The sequence below is a fragment of the Shewanella sp. BC20 genome (assembly GCF_003129585.1).
Classification (GTDB): Bacteria; Pseudomonadota; Gammaproteobacteria; order Enterobacterales; family Shewanellaceae; genus Shewanella; species Shewanella seohaensis.
Map to the genome: position 1 here is coordinate 60,558 of NZ_NHRI01000005.1, position 26,892 is coordinate 87,449.

A 26,892-nucleotide genomic window follows, 5' to 3' on the forward strand; every position below is an offset into this window, starting at 1 on the left:
GCTTCACTTGATCTATTACTCTTGCGCAACTGATAACTATTATCATTAATAGTCTTAAGAATTGACTCACGCTTGCTGTCATCATTTTGGGGAGAAATCGCGAATGAAATGGGTAACTTGTGCCGCTTTACTTGGGTTAATGTCGGTTGCGAATTCGGCTAGCGCTGATGAGACATTAACCGTTTACTCCTACCGTCAGCCGTTTCTGGTTGAGCCTATTCTGAAGCGCTTTACGGAGGAAACGGGCATTGGGGTAAATTTTGTCTTTGCGAAAGATGGTATTGCCGAGCGTATCGCCCGTGAAGGCCATTTATCCCCTGCGGATTTAGTGTTAACTTCAGATTTCTCTCGCTTGGTTGAATTGGTCGACAAAGACCTGACGGCTCCCGTGAAAAGTGAGCAGCTCGATAGCAATATCCCCGCGCAATACCGCGATCCCGATGGACAATGGTATGCCTTAACGATGCGTGTGCGTAATCTCTATACGGCAAAAGATCGTCTCGGCCCACAAGCGATCAGCTACGAAGAGTTGGCCGATCCTAAGTACAAAGGCAAGATCTGTACGCGCAGTGGCAAGCATCCTTATAACATCGCCTTAGTGGCGTCTATGATCGCCCACCACGGTGAGGCCGAGACTAAGACTTGGTTGCAAGGTGTGAAAACCAACTTAGCACGCAAGCCTCAAGGTAACGATAGAGCGCAGGTGAAGGCGGTTAAAGAGGGCTTGTGTGATATCGCCATCGGTAACAGCTACTACTACGGCAATATGCTGCAAGATCCAGAGCAAAAGAGCTGGGCAGAGGCTGTGGTGATTAACTTTCCGAACCAAGCCGATCGCGGTGCCCATGTGAACGTTTCTGGTATGGTGCTCACTCGCCATGCGCCGAATAAAGACAATGCAATCAAGTTGATGGAGTTCCTGTCTGCGGATGTGGCACAAAAAGCCTATGCCGAAGTAAACATGGAATATCCGGTCAAAGCCGATGTCGCGCCTTCAACCTTGGTCGCCTCTTGGGGCGAGTTTAAATCCGACCAATTACCGATTTTCAAACTGGCGGAATACCATCAAGCGGCGGTGAAATTGTTAGATGAAGTTCAGTTCGATCTCTAGTTGAGCGGTTATAACGACTAGAAATAGTAAAAGTAAAAAGTGCGCCTTGATTGGCGCACTTAGGTTAAAGGATCCACATGATTTTAGGATTAGCCAGAAGCTGGTCGCTTACTGGTTATGCCATAGCCGCGCTACTGGTGTTACCCCTCTTTGCGTTAATTCTTCAGGCGGCGCAGCCCGATGAGGCTGTTTTTGGTCACCTGCTCTCCACCGTATTACCTACTTATATCTCCAACAGCCTATGGTTGATCCTGTGGGTGAGTATTGGCTCACTCTTGTTGGCACTGCCCTGCGCTTGGTTAATGGCGCGCTGTGAGTTTGTTGCTAGGCGTTATCTGCAATGGGCCTTATTGCTCCCCTTGGCCATGCCAGCCTACATTGTTGCCTACGTATATACCGATTTGCTCGATTACGCCGGCCCAGTACAAACTGGGCTTCGTTCTGTGTTTGGTTGGAATTCACCGCAGGATTACTTTTTCCCCGATATTCGTACCTTAGGCGGTGCGGCGTGTGTGTTGTCGCTGGTGCTCTTTCCCTATATTTATCTGTTGGCGCGCACCGCGTTTATGGAGCAATCCCTAAGCTTGGCCCACGCCTCGAGGATTATGGGCTGCTCGCCGTGGCAGAGTTTTTGGCGTTTATCTTTACCTATGGCAAGGCCCGCCTTAGCCGTGGGCGTGGCTTTAGTGGCGATGGAGACCGCGGCGGATTTTGCCACGGTCAACTACTTTGCCGTACCAACCCTGACCACCGCCGTGTACGACACTTGGCTAGGTTATGGCAATTTGACTGCGGCGGCTAAGCTCTCGGCCATTATCCTCTTGGTAGTGTTTAGTCTGATTGGAATGGAACGTTTTGCTCGCCGTAAACAGCAGTTATTCCAAAAGCAGTCCCGTATTCAAGCGAGCGATTTATATCGACTCTCACCGCTGCAAACCCTATGTGCTCTCGGCTATTGCATCACCTTGTTAGTGCTAGCCTTTGTGCTGCCAAGCGGGATTTTACTCTCCTATGCCATTGATTATTTTGCGCAGAGCTGGGATCCGATTTTCTGGCAATTGAGCGTGAATAGTTTGAGCCTCGCACTCATCACTAGCCTAGTGTGCTGCACGATTGCATTGATATTGATGTTTATTCGCCGCGTGAGCCCGAGATCGAGCGATGCGCTGCCATCACGCTTGGCATCGACTGGCTATGCCTTGCCTGGCACAGTGCTCGCCATTGGCGTACTGGTGCCATTAACCCTGCTCGATTTTGCGATCAACGACTTAGCCGATTGGTTGGGAATGACAGGCCCTGGGCTTCTGTTTACGGGCAGTGCGGCCGCGCTGGTTTTTGCTTTTTGTGTGCGCTTTGTGGCTATCGCCATCGGCAGCGTGGAGACTAGCTATAAACGCATTTCGCCGTCACTGGACATGGTGAGCCTAACCCTAGGACAGAGCCCAAGACGACTATTGCAAAGAGTGCATCTGCCGCTGCTCACTAAGGGGTTATTTGCCGGGGCATTGCTGGTGTTTATCGAAAGCATGAAAGAATTACCGGCGGCATTGTTGCTGCGGCCCATAGGGTTTGAGAATCTCGCCACCTATGTATTCCAGTTTGTCTCAGACGAAAAGCTTGAACATGGCGCCTTGCCCGCCATTGTGATTGTACTCGTGGGTTTAGTCCCGCTGATTTATTTAAACCGTTCCTTGGAGCAAGATAGCCGATGACCAGTACCCTCAATCTTCATCAAGTTCATAGCGATTATCAGGGCCAACAGGTACTCAAAGGCTTGGATTTAACCCTAGCTCAAGGGGAAATCCTTGCGCTGTTAGGCCCAAGTGGCTGCGGCAAAACCACTTTGCTCAGGGCGGTTGCAGGATTGCAGGCCATCAGCCAAGGTGAAATCCAAATTAATGGCAAGACGGTTAGCGGCGCAGGGCAATTTGTGCCGAGTGAGCAACGGGGCATAGGGATGATTTTCCAAGACTATGCCTTGTTCCCCCATTTGACCGTCGCCGAAAATATTCTCTTTGGTGTGGCAAAATTAACACCAGCGCAGCGCAAGGCGCGGTTAGATGACATGCTCGCCCTAGTGAAACTCGAAGGGTTAGCCAAACGCTATCCCCATGAGCTATCCGGTGGGCAGCAGCAGCGGGTGTCGATTGCGCGCGCACTAGCCTATGAGCCGCAATTGCTGTTACTCGATGAGCCTTTTTCGAATATCGATGCCCAAGTGCGCCACAGCATGATGGCGGAGATCCGCAGCATTCTCAAACAGCGTAATGTCAGCGCGGTTTTTGTAACCCACAGTAAGGACGAGGCCTTCGTCTTTGCCGATACCTTGGCTATTTTCAACCAAGGCGTGATAGTGCAGCATGGCCGCGCCGAGGACTTATATGCCGCGCCCAATAGCCGCTATGTGGCGGATTTTCTTGGCAGTGGTAACTACTTACCCGCCGAAGTGCTCGATGGCCATAGTGTTGCCACCCCGATTGGTGAGCTGCGCAGCCTGACGCCCTTGTCGCAATCCCATGCTTTCAATGGCCAAGTGTTTTTGCGGCCACAGCAATTGGCGCTTAGCGCCGATGATGCGGGGGTGGGGACCATTACCGAGCGGCGCTTCCTCGGGGCATTTTGCCATTATTGGGTGAAAGTCGAGGCGGCGTCCCACGCCCATTATGTTGAAGTGCGCAGTCAAATCATGCAGTTGAATGTTGGCCAGCGAGTGGGATTAAGCACTGAGCCACATTCTCTGGTGCTATTTGAGTCTTAAGCAGGCCGCAGAGGATATGTCACTGTATCAGCATAAAGTATGACATTTTTGCTTACGTTTAACTTGGGCAAAAAAACGCTAGATTGCTGATATTTTCAGCCTTCCTTGTTACCTTAATTCCTCCAGAGTGGGAGGAATTATGATAAAAACAATAAAATCAATTTGTACCTTAGTCACAGTGGCGACAGCAATGTCGTCATCGGGAGTATTGGCCATGGATAGGATAACGGGTAAAGCCTTTGCGACGCGCTCAGAAGTGTATGCCACCCATGGGATGGCTGCGACGAGCCAACCGCTGGCGACACAGGTGGCGATTGATGTATTAAAACAGGGCGGCAGTGCCGTGGATGCGGCGATTGCGGCCAATGCCATGCTGGGCTTAGTCGAGCCTACTGGTGCCGGGGTTGGCGGCGATTTATTTGCCATTGTCTGGAGCGCTAAAGATAAGAAGCTCTATGGCCTCAATGCCTCGGGTCGTAGCCCCAAATCCTTAACCCTAGAGAAGCTTAAATCCCTCGGCTTAGATTATTTACCGCCCTTTGGGCCGCTGCCCGTGTCGGTTCCCGGCGCGGTGGATGGATGGTTCGAGTTGCACGATAAGTTCGGCAAACTGCCGATGGCCGATAATTTAGCGCCAGCGATTCGTTATGCCCGCGAAGGCTTTCCCGTTTCTGAGCTGATTGCTTATTATCTTAATGGCAGTGGTAAAAAACTCGGTCAATTCCCCGGTTTTAAGGAAACCTATATGCCCAATGGCAAAATGCCTGCGGTAGGGGAAATCTTTAAAAATCCTGCATTAGCAAACACCTACGAGAAAATTGCCAAGGGCGGTCGCGACGCATTCTATAAGGGCGACATTGCCAAGAGCATAGATAAATACATTAAGGCTCAAGGCGGTTACCTCAGTTATGAAGACCTAGCCAGCCATACTAGCGACTGGGTTGAACCCGTATCGGCTAACTACCGTGGCTACGATGTGTGGGAATTGCCGCCCAATGGGCAGGGGATTGCTGCACTACAGATCTTAAAAACCATGGAGCCCTTCGATGTCGCGGCCATGGGCTTTAACAGCCCTGAATATGTGCATTTATTCGTAGAGGCCAAAAAACTTGCCTTTGCCGACCGCGCGAAATTCTATGCCGATATGGCCTTTAATAAAGTGCCAGTTAAAGATCTGATTTCGCAGCAATATAATTACGATCGCGCCAAGCTCATCGACTTAAACAAGGCGGCTAAGAGTGTCGATGCGGGTAATCCTGCGCTGCAACATGGGGATACTGTGTATCTCACTACCGCGGATAAAGACGGCAATATGGTGTCGCTGATCCAGAGTAACTACCGCGGCATGGGCTCAGGTATGACGCCACCGGATCTCGGTTTTGTACTGCAGGATCGCGGGCAGATGTTCGATCTCACCGAAGGTCGTTTCAACACCTACGCGCCGGGTAAGCGTCCCTTCCATACCATTATTCCCGCCTTTGTAACCAAAGACGGTAAACCTTGGCTAAGTTTTGGGGTGATGGGCGGTGCAACGCAGCCGCAAATGCACGCGCAGATCATTGTTAATCTGATTGATTTTAAAATGAACTTGCAAGAAGCGGGCGATGCCCCCAGAATTTTGCACACAGGTTCGACCGAGCCTACGGGCGAGGTGATGAATGACGGTGGTTATGTGAGCTTGGAATCAGGCTTCCCCGTTGAAACTCGCCGTGAGCTGATTAAGAAAGGCCATGTACTCCGCGATGGGCTTGGTGATTTTGGCGGATATCAAGCCATTGGTTTTAATGCGGAAACGGGCGTTTACCGCGGCGCCTCCGAAAGCCGTAAAGACGGTTATGCCGCAGGTTACTAAGGCATAATTTGCTTGCGGTGTAATGAGCGCCGAAGCTTGCGTAAGACTGATTGACGAGGCGTAATGGCCTCGTCAATTTTTATATTGCAGTCTACAAACGTGTTTACATTACAAAGACGGACAAACTGTGCGTTACTTAATGTCATTTTCAGGTAAAGTTGCGGATAATATTGCCGAAAATGAATCGACAAAAGGGTGATAACCAGATGGATATTCAAAATATGCCGCGTGAACAGTTGGGTGTGTGTGCAGAGGGAAACTTACATAGCGTCTATTTGATGTTTAATGCGAGCGACAACGATAACGTTGAATCGCAATTGCGTCCCTGTATTGCCAACGTTGCGCAGTATATTTATGAGTTGACGGATCAATATTCCGACAGCGCATTCAATGGTTTTGTGGGCATAGGCGCCAACTATTGGGACAGCCTCTATCCCGATGCTCGCCCCGAAATGCTCAAACCATTCCCAGCGATGCAAGCGGGTAACCGTGAGGCGCCTGCGATCGAATACGATTTGTTTGTGCATATTCGCTGCGACCGCTACGACATTTTGCATTTAGTCGCCAACGAAATCAGCCAAATGTTCGAAGACTTAGTCGAGTTAGTCGAAGAGGAACGCGGCTTTAGATTTATGGATAGTCGCGATTTAACGGGCTTTGTCGATGGCACTGAAAACCCTAAAGGACGTCATCGTCAAGAGGTCGCTTTAGTCGGGGATGAAGATCCTGAATTTAAGGGCGGCAGCTACATTCACGTGCAAAAGTACGCCCACAACTTGAGTAAGTGGCATAGATTACCGCTTAAAAAGCAAGAAGACATTATCGGTCGCACCAAGCAAGACAACATCGAATACGAGTCGGAAGATAAGCCATTAACCAGCCATATCAAGCGGGTAAACCTCAAGGATGACAACGGCAAGTCGATTGAGATTTTGCGCCAGAGCATGCCTTACGGCTCGCTCAAGGAGCAAGGGCTGATGTTTATTTCAACCTGCCGCACACCAGATCACTTCGAAAAGATGCTCCACAGCATGGTGTTTGGCGATGGTGCGGGTAATCACGACCATTTGATGCACTTCACCAGCGCATTGACGGGCTCTTCTTTCTTCGCCCCAAGCTTAGATTTTTTGATGCAATTCGATAATTAAGTCTTCGCAAACCGCAACTAAACGCACTGAGCCTTAAAGCCTCAGTGCGTTTTTGTTTGTAGGCTTAACTCGATGCCGTCCACTTACTGAGATCCTGCTGCCACTGCTGGGCGGTAAAATCGATAAAGGCGCGCACCAGCGCTTGTTGATAACTGCGGGAGAGATACACAGCCCAAAGGGTTTGCCCTGGCGCCGTGTATTCGGGGAGCACTTCTTGTAGTTGGCCGCTGGCCAGATAGGGATTGGCTAAGTCGCAGGGCAAGTAGGCAATGCCATGCCCGCGCAATGCGGCGCTGACAAGCACTCCCATTTCATTCGCCATCAGATTCCCCATAGGTTTAATCAGCTCACTCTGTTGCTCCTTGAGGAGCTGCCAATGTTGCTGCGAACTATGGATAAGGCAATTATGGCTGAGCAGGTCTTTAGGGGCGGTTAGCGGCTCGGCTTGAGCCAAGTAACTGGGCGCGGCGCACAGCACGGCATCTATGCTCATCAGTTTGCGGGCAATCAAATTCTCATCGGGTTGCTCGGTATAGCGCAGTGCCACGTCCACCCGCTCATCCACCAATTGAGCAAAACTGTCCGACATTAACAGCTGAATATTGACCTTAGGGTGTAATTTTATAAAGCGATCGACCACATCAAATAGACTGTGTTGCCCAAGTCCGACGGGCGTGGCAATACGAATACTACCTACTAATTCGGTGTTATGACTATGGGCGCGGCTTTCCATTGCGGCGACTTCGCTCAGCACTCGCTGACAATATTGCAGGGCTTCTTCACCCTGTAGAGTGAGGCTCACGCTGCGGGTCGTGCGGTGCAGTAAACGTAAACTCAGCCACTGCTCAATTTCTTGAATATGACGTGAAACCTGTAGGCGACTCAGATCGAGGTGTTCTGCGGCCTTAGTAAAGCTGCCACAGTTGGCCACTTCGATAAAGCTACGCATGGCGGCGATTTTATCCATTAGTATCTCAATCTGAAACAATCATGCTCATTTATCGATATTTATCACGTGAAGTGTCGCAAGTAAACTGGTCTCAATTTAAATCAGTAGCGAGACTTATCAAATGAAAATTGCAGTATTAGGTGCATCAGGTTGGATTGGCGGAACCATTTTTAACGAGGCGCAGAGCCGTGGTCATGACGTCGTTGCCTTAGTGCGTGACCCAAGCAAGCTTGGCGAAACAGCGGCAGAAGTGCGTAGTGTCGACCTGACTCAGCCATTGAAAGCCGACACATTTGCAGGTGTCGATGTAGTGATCGCCGCAGTGGGTGCGCGCGCCGAGCAGAACCATGGCATAGTCGCGAAGACGGTCAATAATCTGTTAGCCGTGTTGCCACAGGCAAAAGTGCCTCGCCTACTTTGGGTCGGTGGTGCAGGTAGTTTAGAAGTCGCGCCGGGAGTGACCTTAGTGTCTACGCCAGATTTCCCGCCCGCCTATAAGGATGAAGCCTTGGCTCAAGGTGAAGCTTTGAAGGCATTTCGCGCCGCTAACACCATTGTTAACTGGACTTTTGTCAGCCCAGCGGCAGAAATCTACCCTGGCGCCAGCGAAGGCCCATACCGTTTAGGTGGCGATAGCTTCTTTACCGATGCGAATGGCCAGAGCAAGATTTCAGTAGCCGACTACGCCAAAGCGATGCTGGATGAAGCAGAAAAAGCGGCGCATCTTAATCAAAGGATCAGTGTGGCCTACTAAGGCTGATGAGCTTAGAGCTACGGGCTAAAGTCGACGAACTAAGGTCTGTGAGCTTAGGTTTGTGAGCTCAGGTTTGTAAGCTTGGGGTGACGAGTCTTTTTTCCAAGTACGCGTCATCCAAGCCAACAGATAGGTCTTGTGCTGTAACGTAATCGGGACACCAGCCCTGAAACAAGGGCAATGTTGGACTGAAAAGCGTACAGATAAAACAGAACAGGTCAGCAAGCTGACCTGTTTTTTTATTCTGCGTAATTGAATAAAGATTTGATGGTTTCCAAGGTATCGGCGATATCTTGGATGCTGGATGGACAGATAAAGATAGTGTCGTCTCCGGCAATGGTCCCCAAAATCCCTTCTGGCTTACCGATGGAATCCAATAAACGGGCAATTAATTGCGCGGCGCCAGGGCTGGTGCGAACGACAATCATGGCTTGGTTATGGTCAACATCGAGTACTAAGTTCTTTAACGGGCTGCCAGCGGTAGGCACGCCGAGTTCGGCGGGTAAGCAATAAACCATCTCCTGCTTAGCGTTACGGGTGCGCACTGCACCGAACTTGCTGAGCATCCGAGACACTTTCGATTGGTTAATATTGCTGAAGCCTTCTGCTTGTAAAGCGGCGACAATTTCACTCTGGGAGCCAAAGCGCTCCTCTTTTAAAATCGCCTTAAAAATTCTAACAAGGTCATCCTGATTCTTGGTCGTTTGCATAGTCTTATTCTTTATTCAAAAAAACAGGCGTATTTTGAATAGTTTTGGTCAAAGTGTCAACAAATAACCATTATGACTGAATAAAAATGCAATTTATGGATGGCTAGATAGCCGTATTGTCGGTATTGATATTGAACTAGAGTAAATATTCAACATTGGAATGCTCAGTTTCGCTAAAACTTTGTCTCCACGACTAAGGGATAATTGAAATTAACGTGACATTCCAGTAATGTGACGCCAACGGAAATTAGATCCATGTCACACATATCCGAGAAATAACGGAGATAACTATGAAAGTTGCTGTACTTGGTGCTGCTGGTGGTATCGGCCAGGCTCTCGCCCTACTGTTAAAAACTCAATTACCTGCGGGTTCTAAACTGTCTCTATACGATATCGCACCGGTTACTCCGGGTGTTGCGGTTGACTTGAGCCATATCCCTACTGCGGTAGAAATCAAAGGTTTTGCTGGTGAAGATCCAACGCCTGCACTGGAAGGTGCTGACGTTGTTCTAATTTCTGCTGGTGTTGCGCGTAAGCCTGGTATGGATCGTTCAGATCTGTTCAACATCAACGCAGGTATCGTTCGTAACCTGATCGAAAAAGTGGCTGTGACTTGCCCTAAAGCGTTAGTGGGTATCATCACTAACCCAGTAAACACTACTGTTGCTATCGCGGCTGAAGTGTTGAAGAAAGCGGGTGTTTACGACAAGAACCGTCTGTTCGGTGTGACTACTCTGGACGTTATCCGTTCTGAAACTTTCATCGCTGAATTAAAAGGCTTAAACGTTGCTGACGTTAAAGTGAACGTTATCGGCGGCCACAGCGGTGTGACTATTCTGCCATTACTGTCTCAAGTTGAAGGCGTGACTTTCTCTGATGAAGAAGTGGCTTCTCTGACCAAGCGTATCCAAAACGCGGGTACTGAAGTGGTTGAAGCTAAAGCCGGTGGCGGAAGCGCGACTCTGTCTATGGGTCAAGCGGCTTGCCGTTTCGGTATGTCTCTGGTTCGTGGTCTGCAAGGCGAAGCTAACATCGTTGAATGTGCTTACGTTGACGGCGGCAGCGAGCACGCTGAATTCTTCGCTCAACCAGTGCTGTTAGGCAAAAACGGTATCGAAAAAGTACTGCCTTACGGTGAAGTGAGCGCATTCGAAGCGAACGCCCGTGATTCTATGTTAGATACGCTGAAAGGCGATATCAAACTAGGCGTTGATTTCGTTAAGTAATCTATCTGGATTATCAAAAACGGAGCCTAATGGCTCCGTTTTTTTTATGGGCAGAATTTGAGTCTTTACTTGAGGCTAGTTACTTAGGCAGTTGGCATTGATTGTCGCAGCGCGACTTGCCTGTCAGTAAATAAGAGATGCGGTATCTGTGCTTGGCAAATCTCAGGTAGCACCAGTCCGCAACGGGTTTAATGAGAGGCAGCCGTAGCATCTGCACCCAAGGGCGTGTACCCGTTAATCCCCAAGCTTTGCAGGTGACATCGAGCCCAAGCAAAATCTCCCCCGACGCCGTTTCACCATGCAGAATGGTATTGGCGTACTCTTTATCGATATAGCTGAATCGAGAGCTGAAATTGTCAGCATTAAGATCCACAAGTTCGATGCGATCATCGGTATCGCGCGCTTTAAGCTGACGCATTTCGGCGCTACATAAAGGGCAATTGCCGTCGTAAAAAATCCGCAGTTCCATAGGGCTTCCTCGATTAAGCTGGCCTTGAGTATACGCGGGCGCCATCATTTTAGATCTAAATCATGCAGCCTTTAATGCCTTAATGATTAGGCGCAGGATGATAAAGACAGTAACATTCTGCGTATTACACTGTTTTATTGATGATTTGGCTAACTAGATTTGCCCTACATTGAACACATAAGCCCGTACTCGGCAAATAACAGGATGAATATGACAGCTCCCATTATTATCACTGGTGTGGGTAAACGCATTGGCTACGCCCTTGCGAAACACTTGATCGCCCAAGGGCACAAGGTGATTGGCACCTATCGCAGCCATTATCCCAGCATCGATGAGTTGCAGTCTTTGGGCGCGACCTTAATCCAATGCGATTTTTACGATAATGCGCAGCTGCAAACCCTGATTGAGCAATTGAGCCAATATCCCAAAATCCGCGCCATTATCCATAACGCCTCTGACTGGCTGCCAGATAACAGCCCAAGCCTTGCCGCCCATGAAGTCATGCAGCGCATGATGCAGGTGCATGTGAGCGTGCCCTATCAAATGAACTTGGCCTTAGCCTCGCAGCTGCGAGCGGGAGCCGAGGGCGAGATTGGCGCCAGCGATATTATCCATTTCACCGATTATGTGGCCGAAAAGGGCAGCGCCAAGCACATGGCTTACGCGGCCAGCAAGGCGGCACTGGATAACTTAACCTTATCCTTTGCGGCGCAATTGGCACCTGAGGTCAAAGTGAATGCGATTGCTCCTGCGATGATCCTCTTTAATCCAAGCGATGATGAAGCCTATCGGCAAAAGACCTTGGCTAAGGCCATCTTGCCAAAAGAAGCTGGAAATCAGGAGATTATCGCCTTAGTGGATTATCTATTGGCGAGCCGCTACGTCACAGGGCGTAGCCACAATGTCGATGGTGGGCGGCATTTAAAGTAAAAAGAATCTAGAACGGCCTGCGGCCTCTAGAATGCCATTGCATGGCTCTAGAATCTAGATTCAATCAAGAAGAAGTCGTTATGGAGCGATGCTCTGCTTTTTCTAGCAGCGAAGCGCTCTAGCTTCTAGTTTCTTGCACCTGCTTTTCAAAACGTTAGTACTCGACTTGGGGTGATGATACTGGGCAAGGGCACATCCCAATGCTCGCAGGGCAGGGTCGTGACTTGCTGGCAATCATGGGCGTAACCCATAGGCAGAGGTTTACCTTTGGCGTGCCAATTGGCAAGCGTTCTGTCGTAATAGCCGCCGCCCATGCCCATGCGATTACCTTTGATATCAAAGGCAACCAGTGGGGTGATCACCACATCGAGCCGTTCAATCGGCATCACGGCGCGCACATCCAACTTAGGCTCTAAAATGCCAAATTGATTCGGCAGCATTGGCGAGTCGGCGTGGTAATGCAAAAACAATAATTGCCCTGCATTAAAGGGGTGGAGCCGTGGCAGATAGGTGTGAATCCCCTGTTGCCAAAGCGCTTCGATAAGCGGAGCGGTTGCCAGTTCACCATCGTGGGTGAGGTAAAGTGCGACATGCTGGGCCTTCAGCGTGCTAAGTTTTTCGAGCATTCGCTGACCTGCGGCAAGGCTTGCCTCTGCCTGCTGCTCTGTCGAAAGCGAGCGGCGAGCTAAGCGGATCTGTTTACGCAATTCGGCGCGGCTTAGATTTGGGCTTAGGCTTAGCGTTGGGCTTAGAGTTGGGCTTAGCGACTGGGTATCAATTGCAGACTGATTGCCGTGTGGCCCCTTGACTGTTGGGGCTGAAGTGTTCGAGACAGGTGAAGTGATAGACATAAATAAGATGCTCCCCAGAATGCCGCTACCGGTGTAGCCCTTGAACCGTAGGTTCAAGGCGGGTAAATGATTACCTCCTAAGGCTTCTCGGTACGAGCCGAGCATGCTCAATGTCAGTAAAGCATTCACCCTGAGATCAAAATTATCGGCACAGGGACATTACCAGTTGGCCTGCACCCCAGGGAGCAAAAACGGTATTGAATCGCTAATCGTTTGGCTTAAAAAGTATAGGCCAGTTTAGCCATTCACTGTGCAACTCTTCTCAGATAGATGGTGCTTGGCACCGAGTGGCACAGTCTAAATCTATTTGGTTGAACGCTCAACTAAGGCGTTTTCCAAGGTTGACTGCAACAGGCTGATGCGGTCATCCATTTGTTTCATATAGTGCTTATTCTTTTGCTTTTCTTGGTACAACTCGTGTCCAATATTCAGCGCCGCCATAATGGCAATTTCTTCGCGGCTTAAGCTGTTGGTGCGATTTTTCATCGAGATGAGCTGTTGCTCAACACCTTGCGCCACAACGCGTAGGGCATCTTCCTGACCTTTCGGGCAGGCGATAGAGTAGGTGCGTCCCAGTAGGGTGATTTCAACTGCACTATTACTCATTCGAAGATGATCCTTTCGTTGGCATCGATAGGGCGGACTATATAGGGCTGATATTAAAAGTGCAAGGTGAGCCGCCGATGGATTGCACATTCGCCGTTTTGTTTGCTGCTTGTGTGAGCAGTTGCCGGAATTTTTATCTTCGCCCCCAAGAATGCCGGATCAGAGTTGGTTCAAATCTTTATCTCTGCTAGCATTGCTGCTGGAAAATTCTGATTGGAACCTGATATGGCGACCCCTCCTTCGTTACGTATCGACAGCTTGAAAATCGCCCTCGATGCGGCTGAAATTGGTCAGCATCCCGTGGAAGTGCACGGTGCCCTTGTGGGGTTAATCTGCGGTGGCGTAGATCAAACTGGCGATCTGTGGATTAAACCTTTATTTGACCTGATGAATGATGGTCAACCTTTACCAGCGCCTCTGCATCAATTGGTGTGTGAGCTATTCCAAGACTCGGTTGCCCGTTTAGGCGACTTTGAGTTTGGCTTTATGCCACTGCTTCCCGAAGAGGAAGAGCCGTTAAGTCAACGCGTTGAAGCCTTATCACTGTGGACACAAAGCTTCTTAACCGGCATCGCGATTATCCAGCCAAAGCTGAATAAAGCCTCGGCCGAAGTGCGTGAAGTGATCAAAGATCTGGCGGAGATTGCTCAGGTTGAGTTTGACGTGACCGAAGATGAAGAATCGGAAACGGCTTACACAGAGTTGCTGGAGTTTGTCCGCATTGCCGCCATTTTGTGTTACTCCGAGTTTGGCCCAGAGCCGAGCCACGGAGAGGGCGACGATCCTGCGGTGATCCACTAATCGTAGAAAGAGAAAGGTCGTAGAAAGAGAAAGGCGGAACGATTCCGCCTTTAATGAGTTTCAAATCTAACATCCTGATGGCGAAACGCTTTTAGCCATGCCATAGCTTGAATGAGAACCCCATGACGGTAGCAGAGCACATGGATAATTCAGTTCAAAATGTCGATATTGCCATTGTTGGTGGCGCCATGGCGGGGGCGACCCTCGCGCTGGCCTTAGCGCGTTTGTCTGGCACTGAAAAACCTTTATCTATTGCCTTAATCGAGGCGCATCTTCCCTATAATAGCCATCCCGGCTTTGACGCCCGCTCCATCGCCATTGCCCATGGTTCCATCTTCGAGTTATCCCGTTTAGGTTTATGGCCGAAACTGGCGCATTTAGGCACGGCGATTAGGGATATCCACGTATCCGATCGCGGCCATTTTGGGATGACGGAACTCAACGCCAGTCAGTTTCACTTAGATGCGCTGGGCCAAGTCGTCGAGCTGGAAAGAGTCGGCCAAGTGCTCTTTAGCGAGCTTCATAAAACTCAGGTTAAGCTCTTTTGCCCTGCCAAACTGTCAGAGTTAATTCCGGCTAACGAGAGTCACACCCTAGTGCTCGATTCCGGCGAGCGGATTTGCGCCAAGCTGGTGGTCGCGGCCGATGGCTTGCAGTCCAAGGTGCGCAGCAGTTTTAATCTGCCCATCACCCAAGTGGCGTTTGAGCAAACCGCGATTATCGCTAATCTGCAAACCGATAAGCCGCATCAGCACTGGGCTTATGAACGCTTTACCGAGACTGGCCCATTGGCGTTATTGCCGATGGCAGATAGCCAAGGACAGCCGCGTTTATCCCTCGTATGGGCACTCGACGATAACCGCGCCCAAGCGATGCTCACCGCGCCCAAAGCCGAGTTTTTAGCTGCGTTGCAGCAAGCCTTTGGCTATCGCGCAGGGCAGTTTATCGACGTTAGCGAGCGCCATGCTTATCCGTTAAACCTGTCCTACATGCCAAGGCCGATTCACCATAGATGCGTGTTTATCGGCAATGCGGCGCAGACTCTGCACCCGATTGCGGGGCAGGGGTTTAACTTGGGTCTTCGGGATGTCGTCAGCCTGCTCGATGTGCTGCAACGTGCGCTGGCGCAGGGTGAGGATATCGGCGGTGTCGCCGTTACCCATGGCTATTTGCAGGCCCGTGAGGCGGATAGAAACAGCACTATTCGCAATATTGAATTTTTAGTCCGTGGCTTCTCTAACCAATACTGGCCTTTGGCCCTTGGGCGTAATCTGGGATTACGTCTGTTATCTTGGTTCCCGCCACTGAAACCCCCCGTCGCGCAGAAGGCGATGGGCTGGAAATAATCATTACTGGTATCGCAACGCGAAAAGGATGTACCCATGTTAAGTTCACAAGCCTATGACATTGCCATTGTGGGTGGCGGCATGGTGGGACTCGCCACCGCGATAGGATTGGCGCAGGCCAACTTGAATGTCGTCGTGATCGATGCTCAAAGCACCCAAGCCGTGAGCGGTGAGCCAAGGCTTAGGGTCAGCGCCATCAACAAGGCGAGTCAACGTTTGCTCGAGCACCTCGGCGCTTGGCACTATGTCGATGCCAGCCGCGCGACGCCCTATCAAAAAATGGCGGTATGGGATAAAGACGGCTTTGGTAAAATTGCCTTCGATGCCAGCAGCATCAGTGAACCTAGCCTTGGCGCCATTATCGAAAATGATGCCATCAGCTACGCCCTCGCCAAGCGTGCCAGTGAATTTGACAATATCACCCATATCGAAAACCAACGCATAGAGCGTATCGCCTTTGGTGAGCGCGAAGCTTGGTTGACCTTAGCCAATGGTGCCGATGCTGACATCGAGAGCGTCAGCGCCGCACTGGTGATTGCCGCCGATGGTGCCAATTCTTGGGTGCGTGAACAATGTAAGATCCCGTTAACCTTCTGGGATTATGGCCATCACGCGATCGTGGCGACCATTCGCAGCGAAATGCCGCACCTTGCCACCGCCCGCCAAGTCTTTTTGCAGGACGGCCCGCTGGCCTTCTTGCCCTTATATGAAGACAACCTCTGCTCCATCGTCTGGTCAGTGCCGCCAGAGCGCGCCACCGAGTTACTCGAGATGGCGCCAGAGCAGTTCGAGCGCAATCTTACCGCCGCCTTCGATGGCCGCCTCGGCATTTGTAAGCTTGAGAGTGAACGCCAAGCCTTCCCATTGCGGATGCGCTACGCCCGCCATTTTGCCCGCCACCGTTTAGTGCTAGCGGGGGATGCGGCCCACACTATTCATCCATTAGCTGGCCAAGGGGTAAACCTAGGCTTCCTCGATGCTGCCAGCATTATCGAAGTCATCGGTGAGCTACACGATGCGGGTAAGGATATCGGTGATTATGCTCAGCTGCGCGCCCTTGAGCGTTGGCGCAAGGCCGATGCGATGGAGATGATTGCGGCGATGGAAGGCTTTAAGCGCCTATTCGAGGGGAGCAATCCCCTTAAAAAAGCCATTCGCGATCTGGGACTCAACCTCGTTGATAATGTCGCTGGGCTGAAAACAGTGTTCATGCAACAGGCCATGGGCAATAAGTCCTCACTCCCCAAGTTATGTCGCTAGCCTCGGTTGCGCTAATGTAATCATAATTGCTGATAATATCAGCGATTTGATTGCAGGCTGCGCAAATCTCGCTTTCGTATGTAAAAAAATTACATGTTAAAGATGAGAAAATCTAATGACACTGGCTTCGGATTAGAAAAATCTCCTGTATACAAATTTGTGACGCAAGGTATAATTTCGCCGCATTTTAGACCCTAGTACTTATACCAATCACGATAAATATCTGATTAATTCAGAGCAAATCAGGCGTTGCAGTGACAGACGCATTGATACAGAAAGAATCACCTTTCAAATTGATGCATCGTGGAAGTGAAATGCCGATTAGCCAGATATTTAGCCGGATTCGTATCACCCTACGCTAGGCAGAGACCTGAAAAAGGCCGCAAAAAAGGGATAACAATGGCTAATAAAACTGTTCTGTTTAACAAGCACTTAGAATCAAACGCTAAGATGGTCGACTTCCACGGTTGGGATATGCCCCTCAACTATGGTTCACAAATCGAAGAACACCACGCCGTGCGTCAAGACGCAGGTATGTTCGACGTGTCCCACATGACTGTGGTTGATGTGACCGGAACCGACGCTTGTGCATTCCTCCGTAAGTTGCTGGCAAACGATGTGGCCAAACTTAAAGTTCCTGGTAAAGCCTTATACGGCGGCATGTTAGATGACAATGCCGGCATCATCGACGACCTGATCACTTACTACCTGACCGACACTTTCTACCGTGTTGTCGTCAACAGCGCGACCCGCGAAAAAGACTTAGCGTGGATCGCCAAACAATCCCAAGGTTTTGATGTCACTGTGACTGAGCGTCCTGAGCTGGCGATGATCGCCGTTCAAGGTCCTAACGCTAAGGCCAAAGCCGCCGCCGTGTTCAGTAGCGAGCAAAATGCCGCCATCGAAGGCATGAAACCTTTCTTCGGTAAGCAAACCGGTTCTCTGTTTATTGCCACCACAGGTTACACAGGTGAAGTGGGTTACGAGATCATCGTGCCAGAAACTGAAGCCGAAGCCCTGTGGCAAGCTCTGTTAGATCAAGGCGTTAAACCATGTGGTTTAGGCGCTCGCGATACATTACGTCTCGAAGCCGGTATGAACCTCTATGGCTTAGATATGGACGAAACCATCAACCCGCTGGCCGCCAACATGGGCTGGACCATCGCATGGGAGCCAACTGACCGTGACTTTATCGGTCGTAAGGCACTTGAAGCCCTGCGCGATGCGGGTACCGACAAATTAGTCGGTCTGGTGATGGAAGAAAAAGGCGTGTTACGCCATGATATGCCAGTATTTTTCACCGATGCAGCGGGTGTTGAGCAGCAAGGCGTGATCACTAGCGGTACTTTCTCGCCAACATTGGGCTATTCTATTGCGATGGCGCGTGTTCCTAACTCGATTGGGGATACGGCGGAAGTCGAAATGCGTAAAAAGCGCGTGGCTGTTAGAGTAGTAGCGCCAAACTTTGTGCGCAACGGTAAACAAGCATTTTAAAAAAACGGAACAAGGAACAAGAACAATGAGCAATATTCCGACAGAACTGAAATACGCCTCTTCACACGAATGGATCCGCAAGGAAGAAGACGGTAGCTACACTGTGGGTATCACTGAGCATGCTCAAGAGCTGTTAGGTGACATGGTTTTCGTTGAGCTGCCAGAAGTGGGCGACACTGTGACTGCAGGCGACGACTGTGCAGTGGCAGAATCAGTGAAAGCGGCTTCTGACATCTACGCGCCAATCTCTGGTGAAGTGATTGCCGTCAACGAAGCACTGGAAGATTCTCCAGAGCTCGTAAACAGCGACGCTTACGGCGAAGGCTGGTTCTTCCGCGTTATGCCTTCAGATGAATCTGAAGTTGACGCTCTGCTCGATGCAGAAGGTTACCAAGCTGTCATCGACGAGGAATAATCGTCGACGCTAACGAAGCCCCAAGGGGCTTCGTTTGTTTTAGCGCAAGTTTGACATAACAATAGCCCGTTTATCAGTACCCTACAGTTCTGAGCTACGGCAAATCTGGAACAAGGTTTATCATGACCAAGCAAACCCTCACTCAGTTAGAACAGCACGATTTATTCTTACGTCGCCATATCGGCCCGGATAGCAGCCAACAACAAGAAATGTTGAACTACGTTGGTGCTGAGTCTCTGGACGATCTGACTGCGCAAATCGTGCCTGAGTCGATCCGTTTAAGCCAAGAGTTGAGCATTGGTGATTCCTGCGGCGAAGCCGAAGGCATTGCTTACATTCGTGGTTTAGCCAAACAAAACCAAGTCTTCAAAAGCTACATTGGTATGGGTTACTACGGTACCCAAGTACCTAATGTGATTTTACGTAACGTCTTCGAAAATCCAGGTTGGTACACGGCGTACACGCCCTATCAGCCAGAGATCGCTCAAGGCCGTTTAGAAGCCATTCTAAACTTCCAACAAGTGTCTATGGATTTAACCGGTTTAGATTTAGCCTCGGCTTCACTGTTGGACGAAGCGACTGCCGCTGCCGAAGCGATGGCGCTGGCTAAGCGTGTGTCTAAAGCCAAAAAAGCCAACATTTTCTTCGTAGCCGATGACGTATTCCCACAAACCTTAGACGTAGTGAAGACTCGCGCTGAGTGTTTTGGTTTTGAAGTGGTGGTAGGTCCTGCCCATGAAGCAGTAAACCACGAACTGTTTGGTGCCCTGTTCCAGTATTCCAACCGTTTCGGTCAAATCACTGACTTCACTGACTTATTCGCCGAATTACGTGCGAAGAACGTGATTGTGACTGTGGCTGCCGACATCATGGCATTAGTGTTACTCAAGTCACCGGGTGCCATGGGCGCCGATGTGGTCTTCGGTAGCGCGCAGCGTTTCGGTGTGCCGATGGGCTTTGGTGGTCCACACGCGGCCTTCTTCGTGGCCCGTGACGAGCACAAACGCTCTATGCCTGGCCGTATCATCGGTGTGTCAAAGGACACCCGTGGTAACCGCGCACTGCGTATGGCGATGCAAACTCGTGAGCAACATATCCGCCGCGAAAAAGCCAACTCAAACATTTGTACCGCGCAAATTCTGTTAGCGAACATGGCGTCTTTCTACGCCGTATTCCACGGCCCACAAGGCCTGAAAACCATCGCATCACGCATCAACCGCTTCACCGATATCTTAGCCGCTGGCTTACAAGCTAAAGGCGTGAGCTTAGTGAACAACACTTGGTTCGATACCATCAGCATCAAAGGCTTAGACGTTGCTGCAGTCAATGCTCGTGCGCTGGCCGCTGAAATGAACCTGCGTTTCGATGCTGACGGCATCGTCGGCGTGAGCTTAGATGAAACCACTATCCGCACCGATATCGAAGCCCTGTTCGATGTGATTTTAGGTGCTGGCCATGGCTTAGACGTTGCCGCATTAGATGCGCAAATCGTGGCGCAAGGTAGCCAATCGATTCCAGCGTCTTTAGTGCGTCAAGATGCCATCCTGAGCCACCCAACCTTCAATCGCTACCAAAGCGAAACCGAGATGATGCGTTATATCAAGCGTCTCGAAAGCAAAGACTTAGCACTGAACTACTCAATGATTTCATTGGGTTCATGCACCATGAAGTTAAACGCTGCGGTTGAAATGATCCCAGTCAGCTGGCCAGAATTTGCTAACATGCACCCATTCTGCCCACTGGATCAAGCCAAGGGTTACACTCAACTGATTGAAGAACTGTCTTCATGGTTAGTGAATGTCACAGGTTACGATGCCGTGTGTATCCAACCTAACTCTGGCGCACAGGGTGAATACGCGGGTCTGCTGGCGATTCGTAAATACCACGAGTCTCGTGGCGAAGCCCACAGAAACATCTGTTTAATCCCACAATCTGCCCACGGCACTAACCCAGCATCGGCGCAATTAGCCGGTATGCAAGTGGTTGTGACTGCCTGTGACAAGCAAGGTAACGTGGATTTAGAAGATCTGAAGGCCAAAGCTGCTGAAGTGGCAGAAAACCTGTCATGTATCATGATCACTTACCCATCGACCCACGGTGTGTACGAAGAATCTATCCGCGAAATCTGCAACATAGTGCACCAGCACGGTGGTCAAGTGTACTTGGACGGCGCCAACATGAACGCCCAAGTTGGCTTAACCTCACCAGGCTTTATCGGTGCCGACGTATCGCACCTTAACCTGCACAAAACCTTCGCAATTCCACACGGCGGCGGTGGTCCAGGTATGGGCCCAATCGGCGTGAAAGCGCACTTAGCGCCGTTCGTCGCGGGTCACGTTGTGGTGAAACCAGGCCGTGAAAGCGATAACAACGGTGCGGTATCAGCAGCACCATACGGCAGTGCTGGCATTCTGCCAATCAGCTGGATGTACATTAAGCTGCTCGGTTCAAACGGCCTGAAAAAGTCGACTCAAACCGCGCTGTTAAACGCTAACTACGTGATGAAGAAGCTGTCTGAACACTACCCAGTACTGTTCCGTGGCCGTAACGATCGCGTCGCGCACGAATGTATTATCGACCTGCGTCCAATCAAAGAAGCCTCTGGCGTGACCGAAATGGATATCGCTAAGCGTCTGAACGACTACGGTTTCCACGCACCAACCATGAGCTTCCCAGTAGCGGGCACGCTGATGATTGAGCCAACCGAATCTGAGTCTAAGGTTGAACTGGACCGCTTTATCGACGCTATGGTGTCAATCCGCGCTGAAATCGCTAAGGTTGAAGCGGGCGAGTGGCCAGCGGACAACAACCCGCTGCACAACGCGCCACACACTATGGCCGATATTATGGACCCAGCGTTCGATTCACGCCCATACAGCCGTGAAGTTGCCGTGTTCCCAAGTGCCGCAGTGCGTACTAACAAGTTCTGGCCAACCGTGAACCGTATTGATGACGTTTACGGCGACCGTAATTTGTTCTGTGCTTGTGTGCCGTTATCAGACTATGAATAAGGATAATTGCTGCTTAGGCTCGCTACTGCGGCGTTGAATGAGGCTTTCGCATAGCTCGAAATTGAGAGTTTGACAGGAGTCAACTCCGCGCGAAAGCTTTCAATCATCCTTGCATTAGCTTCGCCAGCAACGCAATTATGGTGTAGTTGGCTTCAGCGAATTTGAAGCATTAAAAAGCGACCGAAAGGTCGCTTTTTTATTACCTAAAATCTTGTTGCGGATTGTCATAAGGCGCTAATCAATTTTTAAGTTGCGGATAGCACTGTGCTGCTAATTGCCTGCCGCAGGCTCTCGCACTGTTACACCAGTGACTCGCTGTAAATACATCCCTGTAAGCTCTGCTAAAACATCCATGTTTTAGAAGGTCACTGGTGCAACAATGCTGTATTTGGTGTACTCGTAGAGTGATTAGTCATGCTTGTCCTGTTTTTCACTCTCATGAAAGTGATCTGCAAATCTTTAATCGATCTGTTGTTAAATGTTACGTTCTGACATTCGTTTAGTGTATATTGCTCGTTAACAACAAGTAATGGATAGACTGTTCCTCGTGAGAAGATGTTTTATGAAAAAAAATGATAATCAAAAAGTTAAAGGAATAATAGCTCGCTCACAAAATGAGGCTTCTGCGCAATATATGTTTTTCAATAAACTGACTGCGCAAGAAATTTATCAGTGTTTCCAGTTTGTAACAAATCATCCCTTTTTTTATGATTCGATAAATCTTTCAAAAAAAGTACCTTTACGAAATTTCTATAAAACTAGAACAGTAAAGCAGTCAATTGAAAAAAATATTTCTTGGTTAGTTTCATTAGTTGAGTATCATGCAAAATCTTTAAAGTTTTATCAGTCATTAAGAGTTGATATCGATTTATCTATTCTTAATGGTGATTGGGATTCTGCATATAAAAAAATTGATAAAATTGATGAGGTCTGTGGAGTTTCAATATGGTCTCAAATAACAAGGAATGCAATAGAAAGCTTTGTTAAGCCAGATGGTGATGCTAAAAGTATTAATTTGTTTGAGAATGTTAATACAGAGGGTAATCCTTTTTTACAATACATTTCATTTTATTCGTCAGGTTACTTTAATGACCCTGAAATTTATTTAACCTCAAAAAACACTCATGCAAATGATATTCGTAGATCGGCTCCTAGTGAGTTAGTTGATTTCTTCATGTATAGATTTTTTCGTTTGGACTCTAATCATGAACTTGATTTTGAATATATTATTGATGTTGAGAAGAATTCTTCTATAATTGATATTTATCAATTGTTAACTTTTTGCTTGGAATACGTAATTGTTGGTGGGTATTCATTCGAAAATAAATTTTCATATAAATATTCATATTTTATCAAAGCCCTTAAGTTAACTGGGTATAATTATGAGCGGTGTTTTAGTATAGCTTTAGGTGCTGATTATAATATTGATGGTTATGAGGAAGAGTTTAATATTCTAGATAATTATACCAAAGGTAATTATTCTTATGTAATAAGAACTTGTCTTGATAAATCTTTTGTTTCTTTGGATTTTTCATTTGCCGAACTAACCGCAAAGTCTTTAACTCGTAAGCATTTAGTTATTGAAGATGGATTTATCTCTAAAATCATACTGGCAATGGTTGATGTGTTATTGCGCAATACTCGATATGAAACATCTTTATCTTACCTTTCTTGTCTTAGTAATGCATTTAGAACTATTGAGTGGTTTCGGCAGCTGGGCTACTTTACTGAGCGAGAGTCGAAAAATAAATCTTATTCTCATTATTTAAGATGTGAAAGGGGAATGTATTTATTTTCAAAGGTTTTATCTCCTAAGAGATCTATTGTATTTCCAGAGCTAAAAAGTCATGTTGATAAAGTTAAAGCGTCATATCCAAATTCATTAGCTACTATTTTACTTTGTAACAATGATTTTAAATATTTATCAGAAATTGAATTGGATGTTGATACAGAAAGGTTTAAAAAGTATCTATCATTATCCTTAATAAAGGATGGGAAGTTTAACGAAGCAAAGCTGACTCTTGAATCAATTATTAATAGTAATGATAGTTTGCTAAAGATAGAGTGTTTAAAGATTTATAGTAACTTGTTGATAAAGATGGAGCTTTATGATGAGTTGCTAATCTTGGTTGTAGATAATTCACTAGCTAATCCGGATATTTTTTCTATTTTCGATACTGATCTTATTTTGAAATCAATAGGTTTAAGTTTCTTCTCTTCAAATAAAATAGAATTGCCAATTTTATATTCGTTGCATTCACAGTATGTTAATTCAGAGTTCGATTCTAATTTAAAGTTTTCTTTCGAGAAATTTTTGAATCTTAATGGTTTTGTTTTTCCTAACGAACTATTTGGAAAAGGAATTAATTTTGGTGATGAAAAAGTTAAATTTTTCCTTAGATGGGTGTGTACTACGGAAAATATGAAGTTGTATTTGGAATTTAATAATTCTAGAGAGTTGGAAGAGTGTAGGCTAGAGATATGCAATTATCTTTTAGAAATTTCTGATAATAAAAATGTTGATGATCTTCAATATGAGATTAAAAATATAAGTAAAAATTTAATTATTAGGCAAGCTGTTCAGCATGTTGAAAATAGCAGAATTTATGTTGATTCAAACATATTTAAAGGGAGAAACTCTACTCCCTATAAACTTCTGTTTGAACGATATGTTGAATTGAGTTCAAATAGCCAAGGTGATGAAGAGGATGAGTATAATTTTAAGAAAGTTCTAGCTGTTTTACCAACTAAAGAAATTAATGAAAAAGTATTTTGGAAGTCTACCTCTGTCGTTTTTTTGCCAGAGACTAAACTTAGTCCGAAAACTGCAACTTTCCTAAGTTTGGCAAAGTTAATGAGGCAAGAATTTACTTATGGTGAGCGAGGTATTAATAATTATCTGAGTACTAGAATAAGGCATGGTGTTTTACCTACAGCAATCAGAAGGTCATCAATTTTGGAAGGTATTCATGTTTCTGCTGGCGTAAATGTAGATAGTTATAGAGAGTCGACAAGGTTAGATAACATGCTTCATGTTAGCGACTCAGAGCTTGATATTTTTTTAAAAATGGCTAAAAAATTTACAAGAAGTTTGGAAGAATTGATATCAGTTTTTAATGATAGAAAATTACAGATTTATACTCTAGAAAGTCCTCTTGATAAGTCAAAGTCATCAGAAGCTATTTTCAATTATTCAATTTCTCCTTTGGAAACTTATGCACTGCAGCTTGAATTACCCGTTTCTCCTTCTTACGAGGATTTCGTTAAGGTTATTACAGATTGGTTGTGGATTAGGACAGATTATATTTTAGATGAAGTAAAAAATTATATTAAAACTGAATTCAATTCCTCATTAAGTGAGAAATTTGAAGATTTTATTTCTGAAATACAAAGTTCCGAACTTTCACCTCCTGTAAAACGTTATTTTGCTAACTCTGTTAGTAGAGCAAAGGCGGCAATTTCCTCTGACCTTGAAACTATAAAATCATGGTTTGAACATGTAGATTCTGATGGTGATGGTGAATTTGACATTGGTACTGCTATTGAGATTGCAAAAAGATCTTTAAGCATTAATATAGAATATCGAGAGGATCTTGTTTTCAAAATGCCGCAGCGAAATGTATCATACTGGGTTGATGTTTTCTTTATTCTTTTTGAAAATGCGATATCAAAATCTCAACTTGAAAGAGAAGATTTAAATGTCAAACTACTAATTCTAAAGGCTGGAGATAATTCAATATCTATAACCTGCTCAAATAACACAAGAGAAATAGTAGATGTCGAAAAAAAGAATTTAGAGCTCAAGTTTTATAAAGATGCTTATGGTGACGAGGAATTAACTAAGGATGCGATTCAAAGTGAAGGAGGAACTGGTTTTTTCAAAATTTGGAAAATTATTGAAAGAGATTTAGGGTTGAATCATCGGATAGATTTTGGTTTTGATGCTTCTAAATCTTTCTTTGTTAACCTAAATATTGAATTGAGGGATGGAGTATGATCAACATTTTGATAGTAGAAGATCAAGAGGAGAAAAGTGATAAAATTAGACTTTTTTGTGAGTCTAATATAGAAAGTTTAGGCCGAGTTGATATAGAAAAATCACTTAGGGGAGGGCTGAAGTCTGTCTTTGCATCTCAAGATTATGGACTTATTTTTCTCGATATGAGTATGCCAAATTTTGACCCAAGTGTTGATGATCCTTTAGGAGGGAGTCCTGAAAGTTTTGCCGGTCTTGAGTTTATTTCTCAGTTAAAATTAAGAAGGTTGTATTTTCCAATAATAGTTATTACTCAGTATCGAACATTTGATCAAGGTAAAATTGACTTAAGCAGTATTGATACATTTTTATTAAGCGAATATGGTAATAATTATTTAGGTGCAATTTACTATAGTTCTGCTGATAAAGATTGGGAGAAACCATTGTTAGATATTCTTAAGGAGGCGGAAATTTTATGAGTCAATTTTCAATTCTCATTGTTGATGATAACTATGAGAAAGTAGAGTTAGTGGGTAGGGTTGCTAACAATTCCTTAGATTGTAGAGTTGAATGCGTTAGTACTATTAAAGATGCTTTGCTAAAATTAAGAGAGGATTTTTTTGATCTATTAATTGTTGATATGAATGTACCAAATTTAATAGGAGAACCTCCAAAAATCGATGCAGGTTGCGATTTTATTTGTACTTTGTTTAGTAATGATAGGTTGAATAAACCATATTCTATTTTAGGAGTTACAAGTCATATAGATGCTTATGATAAAAATAAAGTTAAACTTGAGGAGTTTGGTATTCCTCTTATTTTAATAAGCGAAAGCGATACTTTAATTAATATTATAAAAAGAAAAATTGCTTATTATCATTCTTTAAAGGAAAAAAATACCTCTGATAGATACAGTTCTAAAATTTCCGATGAAAAAGTTACTATGAAATGGTTGATAAATCATGTTGAGGTCAAGCATTGGATTGCTGCTGTATCAATAATATTTATAGTTTTCGTCTCTGGAATAAAAGCAAGTGAGTTCGATTTTGTTAAGCAAATATTTAAATTGAATACTACTAATCTAGAAAATACAAAAATAAAGCCATGATTTTGGCTTTATTAAAGCAAGTCATATTTAAAGATGAAATTGAATTTTGATTTCAATTGGTTAAGTAATGTTAACCTGTACATACTTAAGTAATTAAAAATTTCATCTTATTGATTT

General features: G+C 46.6%; 22 protein-coding genes and 1 other RNA gene. 17 read left to right on the forward strand and 6 right to left on the reverse strand.

What is annotated here, in order from left to right; all coding sequences use genetic code 11:
* Positions 1-103 precede the first annotated feature (103 nt).
* From CBX96_RS07360 to CBX96_RS07380, 5 genes are all read left to right on the forward strand, one after another.
* The gene (locus CBX96_RS07360; RefSeq protein ID WP_109286235.1) at positions 104-1,111 is read left to right on the forward strand and encodes a Fe(3+) ABC transporter substrate-binding protein; all 1,008 of its coding nucleotides are present in this window, start codon (positions 104-106) and stop codon (positions 1,109-1,111) included.
* A 77-nt stretch (positions 1,112-1,188) separates the two neighbouring features.
* The gene (locus tag CBX96_RS07365) at positions 1,189-2,823 is read left to right on the forward strand and encodes an iron ABC transporter permease (protein ID WP_109286236.1); all 1,635 of its coding nucleotides are present in this window, start codon (positions 1,189-1,191) and stop codon (positions 2,821-2,823) included.
* Entirely contained in the window at positions 2,820-3,869 is a 1,050-nt protein-coding gene (locus tag CBX96_RS07370; protein ID WP_109286237.1) for an ABC transporter ATP-binding protein, read from the forward strand. The genes CBX96_RS07365 and CBX96_RS07370 overlap by 4 nt, the downstream gene beginning before the upstream one ends.
* Positions 3,870-4,008: 139 nt before the next feature.
* Complete coding sequence (ggt, locus tag CBX96_RS07375; protein ID WP_011624077.1) at positions 4,009-5,721, forward strand: gamma-glutamyltransferase; 1,713 nt, start codon at positions 4,009-4,011, stop codon at positions 5,719-5,721.
* 206 nt (positions 5,722-5,927) lie between these two features.
* Positions 5,928-6,869 carry a Dyp-type peroxidase gene (locus CBX96_RS07380; protein WP_109286238.1) on the forward strand — a complete coding sequence of 314 codons (942 nt, stop codon included), beginning with the start codon at positions 5,928-5,930 and terminating at the stop codon, positions 6,867-6,869.
* A gap of 64 nt (positions 6,870-6,933) precedes the next feature.
* Here CBX96_RS07380 and CBX96_RS07385 read toward each other — a convergent pair whose 3' ends face one another.
* Entirely contained in the window at positions 6,934-7,836 is a 903-nt protein-coding gene (locus CBX96_RS07385; RefSeq protein WP_109286239.1) for a LysR family transcriptional regulator, read from the reverse strand.
* A gap of 103 nt (positions 7,837-7,939) precedes the next feature.
* On the opposite strand from CBX96_RS07385, the gene CBX96_RS07390 reads away from it, so the two are divergent.
* Positions 7,940-8,572, forward strand: a complete 633-nt coding sequence (locus tag CBX96_RS07390; RefSeq protein ID WP_109286240.1) for an NAD(P)-dependent oxidoreductase — start codon at positions 7,940-7,942, stop codon at positions 8,570-8,572.
* Positions 8,573-8,811: 239 nt separating this feature from the next.
* Here CBX96_RS07390 and argR read toward each other — a convergent pair whose 3' ends face one another.
* Complete coding sequence (gene argR / locus CBX96_RS07395) at positions 8,812-9,282, reverse strand: transcriptional regulator ArgR (protein WP_011624073.1); 471 nt, start codon at positions 9,280-9,282, stop codon at positions 8,812-8,814.
* 290 nt (positions 9,283-9,572) lie between these two features.
* Between argR and mdh the strand changes: the two genes are divergently transcribed.
* Positions 9,573-10,508 carry a malate dehydrogenase gene (mdh, locus tag CBX96_RS07400; protein ID WP_011718296.1) on the forward strand — a complete coding sequence of 312 codons (936 nt, stop codon included), beginning with the start codon at positions 9,573-9,575 and terminating at the stop codon, positions 10,506-10,508.
* A 79-nt stretch (positions 10,509-10,587) separates the two neighbouring features.
* Here the strand turns inward: mdh and CBX96_RS07405 are convergent, their stop codons facing one another.
* A complete protein-coding gene (locus CBX96_RS07405; protein ID WP_109286241.1) occupies positions 10,588-10,977 on the reverse strand; it encodes a thiol-disulfide oxidoreductase DCC family protein in 390 nt (129 codons plus the stop codon).
* 210 nt (positions 10,978-11,187) lie between these two features.
* On the opposite strand from CBX96_RS07405, the gene folM reads away from it, so the two are divergent.
* Positions 11,188-11,907: a dihydromonapterin reductase gene (folM, locus tag CBX96_RS07410; RefSeq protein ID WP_086902765.1), complete on the forward strand. Its 720-nt coding sequence runs from the start codon at positions 11,188-11,190 to the stop codon at positions 11,905-11,907.
* 146 nt (positions 11,908-12,053) lie between these two features.
* Here the strand turns inward: folM and CBX96_RS07415 are convergent, their stop codons facing one another.
* The 3 genes from CBX96_RS07415 to CBX96_RS07425 all read right to left on the reverse strand — a co-directional run bounded on the left by CBX96_RS07415 (position 12,054) and on the right by CBX96_RS07425 (position 13,364).
* Positions 12,054-12,758 (reverse strand): 5-formyltetrahydrofolate cyclo-ligase, encoded by a 705-nt coding sequence (locus CBX96_RS07415; RefSeq protein ID WP_086902766.1) that lies wholly within the window; start codon positions 12,756-12,758, stop codon positions 12,054-12,056.
* A 7-nt stretch (positions 12,759-12,765) separates the two neighbouring features.
* Positions 12,766-12,946: non-coding RNA, 6S RNA (ssrS, locus tag CBX96_RS07420), on the reverse strand.
* Positions 12,947-13,061: 115 nt separating this feature from the next.
* Positions 13,062-13,364 (reverse strand): cell division protein ZapA, encoded by a 303-nt coding sequence (locus CBX96_RS07425; protein ID WP_089066961.1) that lies wholly within the window; start codon positions 13,362-13,364, stop codon positions 13,062-13,064.
* A gap of 225 nt (positions 13,365-13,589) precedes the next feature.
* Here CBX96_RS07425 and CBX96_RS07430 point away from each other — a divergent pair, with 225 nt between their 5' ends.
* The 9 genes from CBX96_RS07430 (at position 13,590) to CBX96_RS07470 (ending at position 26,775) form a co-directional block, all read left to right on the forward strand.
* On the forward strand, positions 13,590-14,165 hold the full coding sequence (locus CBX96_RS07430) for a UPF0149 family protein (protein WP_089066962.1): 576 nt from the start codon (positions 13,590-13,592) through the stop codon (positions 14,163-14,165).
* A gap of 122 nt (positions 14,166-14,287) precedes the next feature.
* Positions 14,288-15,511, forward strand: coding sequence for a 2-octaprenyl-6-methoxyphenyl hydroxylase (gene ubiH, locus CBX96_RS07435; RefSeq protein ID WP_109286242.1), 1,224 nt, complete (start codon positions 14,288-14,290; stop codon positions 15,509-15,511).
* A 36-nt stretch (positions 15,512-15,547) separates the two neighbouring features.
* A complete protein-coding gene (locus CBX96_RS07440) occupies positions 15,548-16,771 on the forward strand; it encodes an FAD-dependent oxidoreductase (RefSeq protein WP_109286243.1) in 1,224 nt (407 codons plus the stop codon).
* Between the two features lie 399 nt (positions 16,772-17,170).
* Positions 17,171-18,265: a glycine cleavage system aminomethyltransferase GcvT gene (gene gcvT / locus CBX96_RS07445; protein WP_088210157.1), complete on the forward strand. Its 1,095-nt coding sequence runs from the start codon at positions 17,171-17,173 to the stop codon at positions 18,263-18,265.
* A 25-nt stretch (positions 18,266-18,290) separates the two neighbouring features.
* Positions 18,291-18,680 carry a glycine cleavage system protein GcvH gene (gene gcvH, locus CBX96_RS07450; protein WP_011071083.1) on the forward strand — a complete coding sequence of 130 codons (390 nt, stop codon included), beginning with the start codon at positions 18,291-18,293 and terminating at the stop codon, positions 18,678-18,680.
* Positions 18,681-18,802: 122 nt separating this feature from the next.
* Positions 18,803-21,691, forward strand: a complete 2,889-nt coding sequence (gene gcvP, locus CBX96_RS07455; protein ID WP_011718287.1) for an aminomethyl-transferring glycine dehydrogenase — start codon at positions 18,803-18,805, stop codon at positions 21,689-21,691.
* A 562-nt stretch (positions 21,692-22,253) separates the two neighbouring features.
* Complete coding sequence (locus CBX96_RS07460) at positions 22,254-25,688, forward strand: hypothetical protein (protein WP_109286244.1); 3,435 nt, start codon at positions 22,254-22,256, stop codon at positions 25,686-25,688.
* Positions 25,685-26,146: a response regulator gene (locus CBX96_RS07465; RefSeq protein WP_109286245.1), complete on the forward strand. Its 462-nt coding sequence runs from the start codon at positions 25,685-25,687 to the stop codon at positions 26,144-26,146. The genes CBX96_RS07460 and CBX96_RS07465 overlap by 4 nt, the downstream gene beginning before the upstream one ends.
* Positions 26,143-26,775 (forward strand): response regulator, encoded by a 633-nt coding sequence (locus CBX96_RS07470; protein WP_109286246.1) that lies wholly within the window; start codon positions 26,143-26,145, stop codon positions 26,773-26,775. The genes CBX96_RS07465 and CBX96_RS07470 overlap by 4 nt, the downstream gene beginning before the upstream one ends.
* Positions 26,776-26,892: the final 117 nt, after the last annotated feature.

Excerpts from the sequence above, each read along its gene's own strand:
- gcvT (WP_088210157.1), top strand. The coding sequence starts at position 17,171 with ATGGCTAATAAAACTGTTCTGTTTAACAAGCACTTAGAATCAAACGCT.
- ubiH (WP_109286242.1), top strand. The coding sequence starts at position 14,288 with ATGACGGTAGCAGAGCACATGGATAATTCAGTTCAAAATGTCGATATT.
- gcvH (WP_011071083.1), top strand. The coding sequence starts at position 18,291 with ATGAGCAATATTCCGACAGAACTGAAATACGCCTCTTCACACGAATGG.
- CBX96_RS07365 (WP_109286236.1), top strand. The coding sequence starts at position 1,189 with ATGATTTTAGGATTAGCCAGAAGCTGGTCGCTTACTGGTTATGCCATA.
- CBX96_RS07405 (WP_109286241.1), bottom strand. The coding sequence starts at position 10,977 with ATGGAACTGCGGATTTTTTACGACGGCAATTGCCCTTTATGTAGCGCC.
- CBX96_RS07430 (WP_089066962.1), top strand. The coding sequence starts at position 13,590 with ATGGCGACCCCTCCTTCGTTACGTATCGACAGCTTGAAAATCGCCCTC.
- folM (WP_086902765.1), top strand. The coding sequence starts at position 11,188 with ATGACAGCTCCCATTATTATCACTGGTGTGGGTAAACGCATTGGCTAC.
- CBX96_RS07425 (WP_089066961.1), bottom strand. The coding sequence starts at position 13,364 with ATGAGTAATAGTGCAGTTGAAATCACCCTACTGGGACGCACCTACTCT.
- ggt (WP_011624077.1), top strand. The coding sequence starts at position 4,009 with ATGATAAAAACAATAAAATCAATTTGTACCTTAGTCACAGTGGCGACA.
- mdh (WP_011718296.1), top strand. The coding sequence starts at position 9,573 with ATGAAAGTTGCTGTACTTGGTGCTGCTGGTGGTATCGGCCAGGCTCTC.
- argR (WP_011624073.1), bottom strand. The coding sequence starts at position 9,282 with ATGCAAACGACCAAGAATCAGGATGACCTTGTTAGAATTTTTAAGGCG.
- CBX96_RS07460 (WP_109286244.1), top strand. The coding sequence starts at position 22,254 with ATGAAAAAAAATGATAATCAAAAAGTTAAAGGAATAATAGCTCGCTCA.
- CBX96_RS07470 (WP_109286246.1), top strand. The coding sequence starts at position 26,143 with ATGAGTCAATTTTCAATTCTCATTGTTGATGATAACTATGAGAAAGTA.
- gcvP (WP_011718287.1), top strand. The coding sequence starts at position 18,803 with ATGACCAAGCAAACCCTCACTCAGTTAGAACAGCACGATTTATTCTTA.
- CBX96_RS07360 (WP_109286235.1), top strand. The coding sequence starts at position 104 with ATGAAATGGGTAACTTGTGCCGCTTTACTTGGGTTAATGTCGGTTGCG.
- CBX96_RS07390 (WP_109286240.1), top strand. The coding sequence starts at position 7,940 with ATGAAAATTGCAGTATTAGGTGCATCAGGTTGGATTGGCGGAACCATT.
- CBX96_RS07465 (WP_109286245.1), top strand. The coding sequence starts at position 25,685 with ATGATCAACATTTTGATAGTAGAAGATCAAGAGGAGAAAAGTGATAAA.
- CBX96_RS07385 (WP_109286239.1), bottom strand. The coding sequence starts at position 7,836 with ATGGATAAAATCGCCGCCATGCGTAGCTTTATCGAAGTGGCCAACTGT.
- CBX96_RS07415 (WP_086902766.1), bottom strand. The coding sequence starts at position 12,758 with ATGTCTATCACTTCACCTGTCTCGAACACTTCAGCCCCAACAGTCAAG.
- CBX96_RS07440 (WP_109286243.1), top strand. The coding sequence starts at position 15,548 with ATGTTAAGTTCACAAGCCTATGACATTGCCATTGTGGGTGGCGGCATG.
- CBX96_RS07370 (WP_109286237.1), top strand. The coding sequence starts at position 2,820 with ATGACCAGTACCCTCAATCTTCATCAAGTTCATAGCGATTATCAGGGC.
- CBX96_RS07380 (WP_109286238.1), top strand. The coding sequence starts at position 5,928 with ATGGATATTCAAAATATGCCGCGTGAACAGTTGGGTGTGTGTGCAGAG.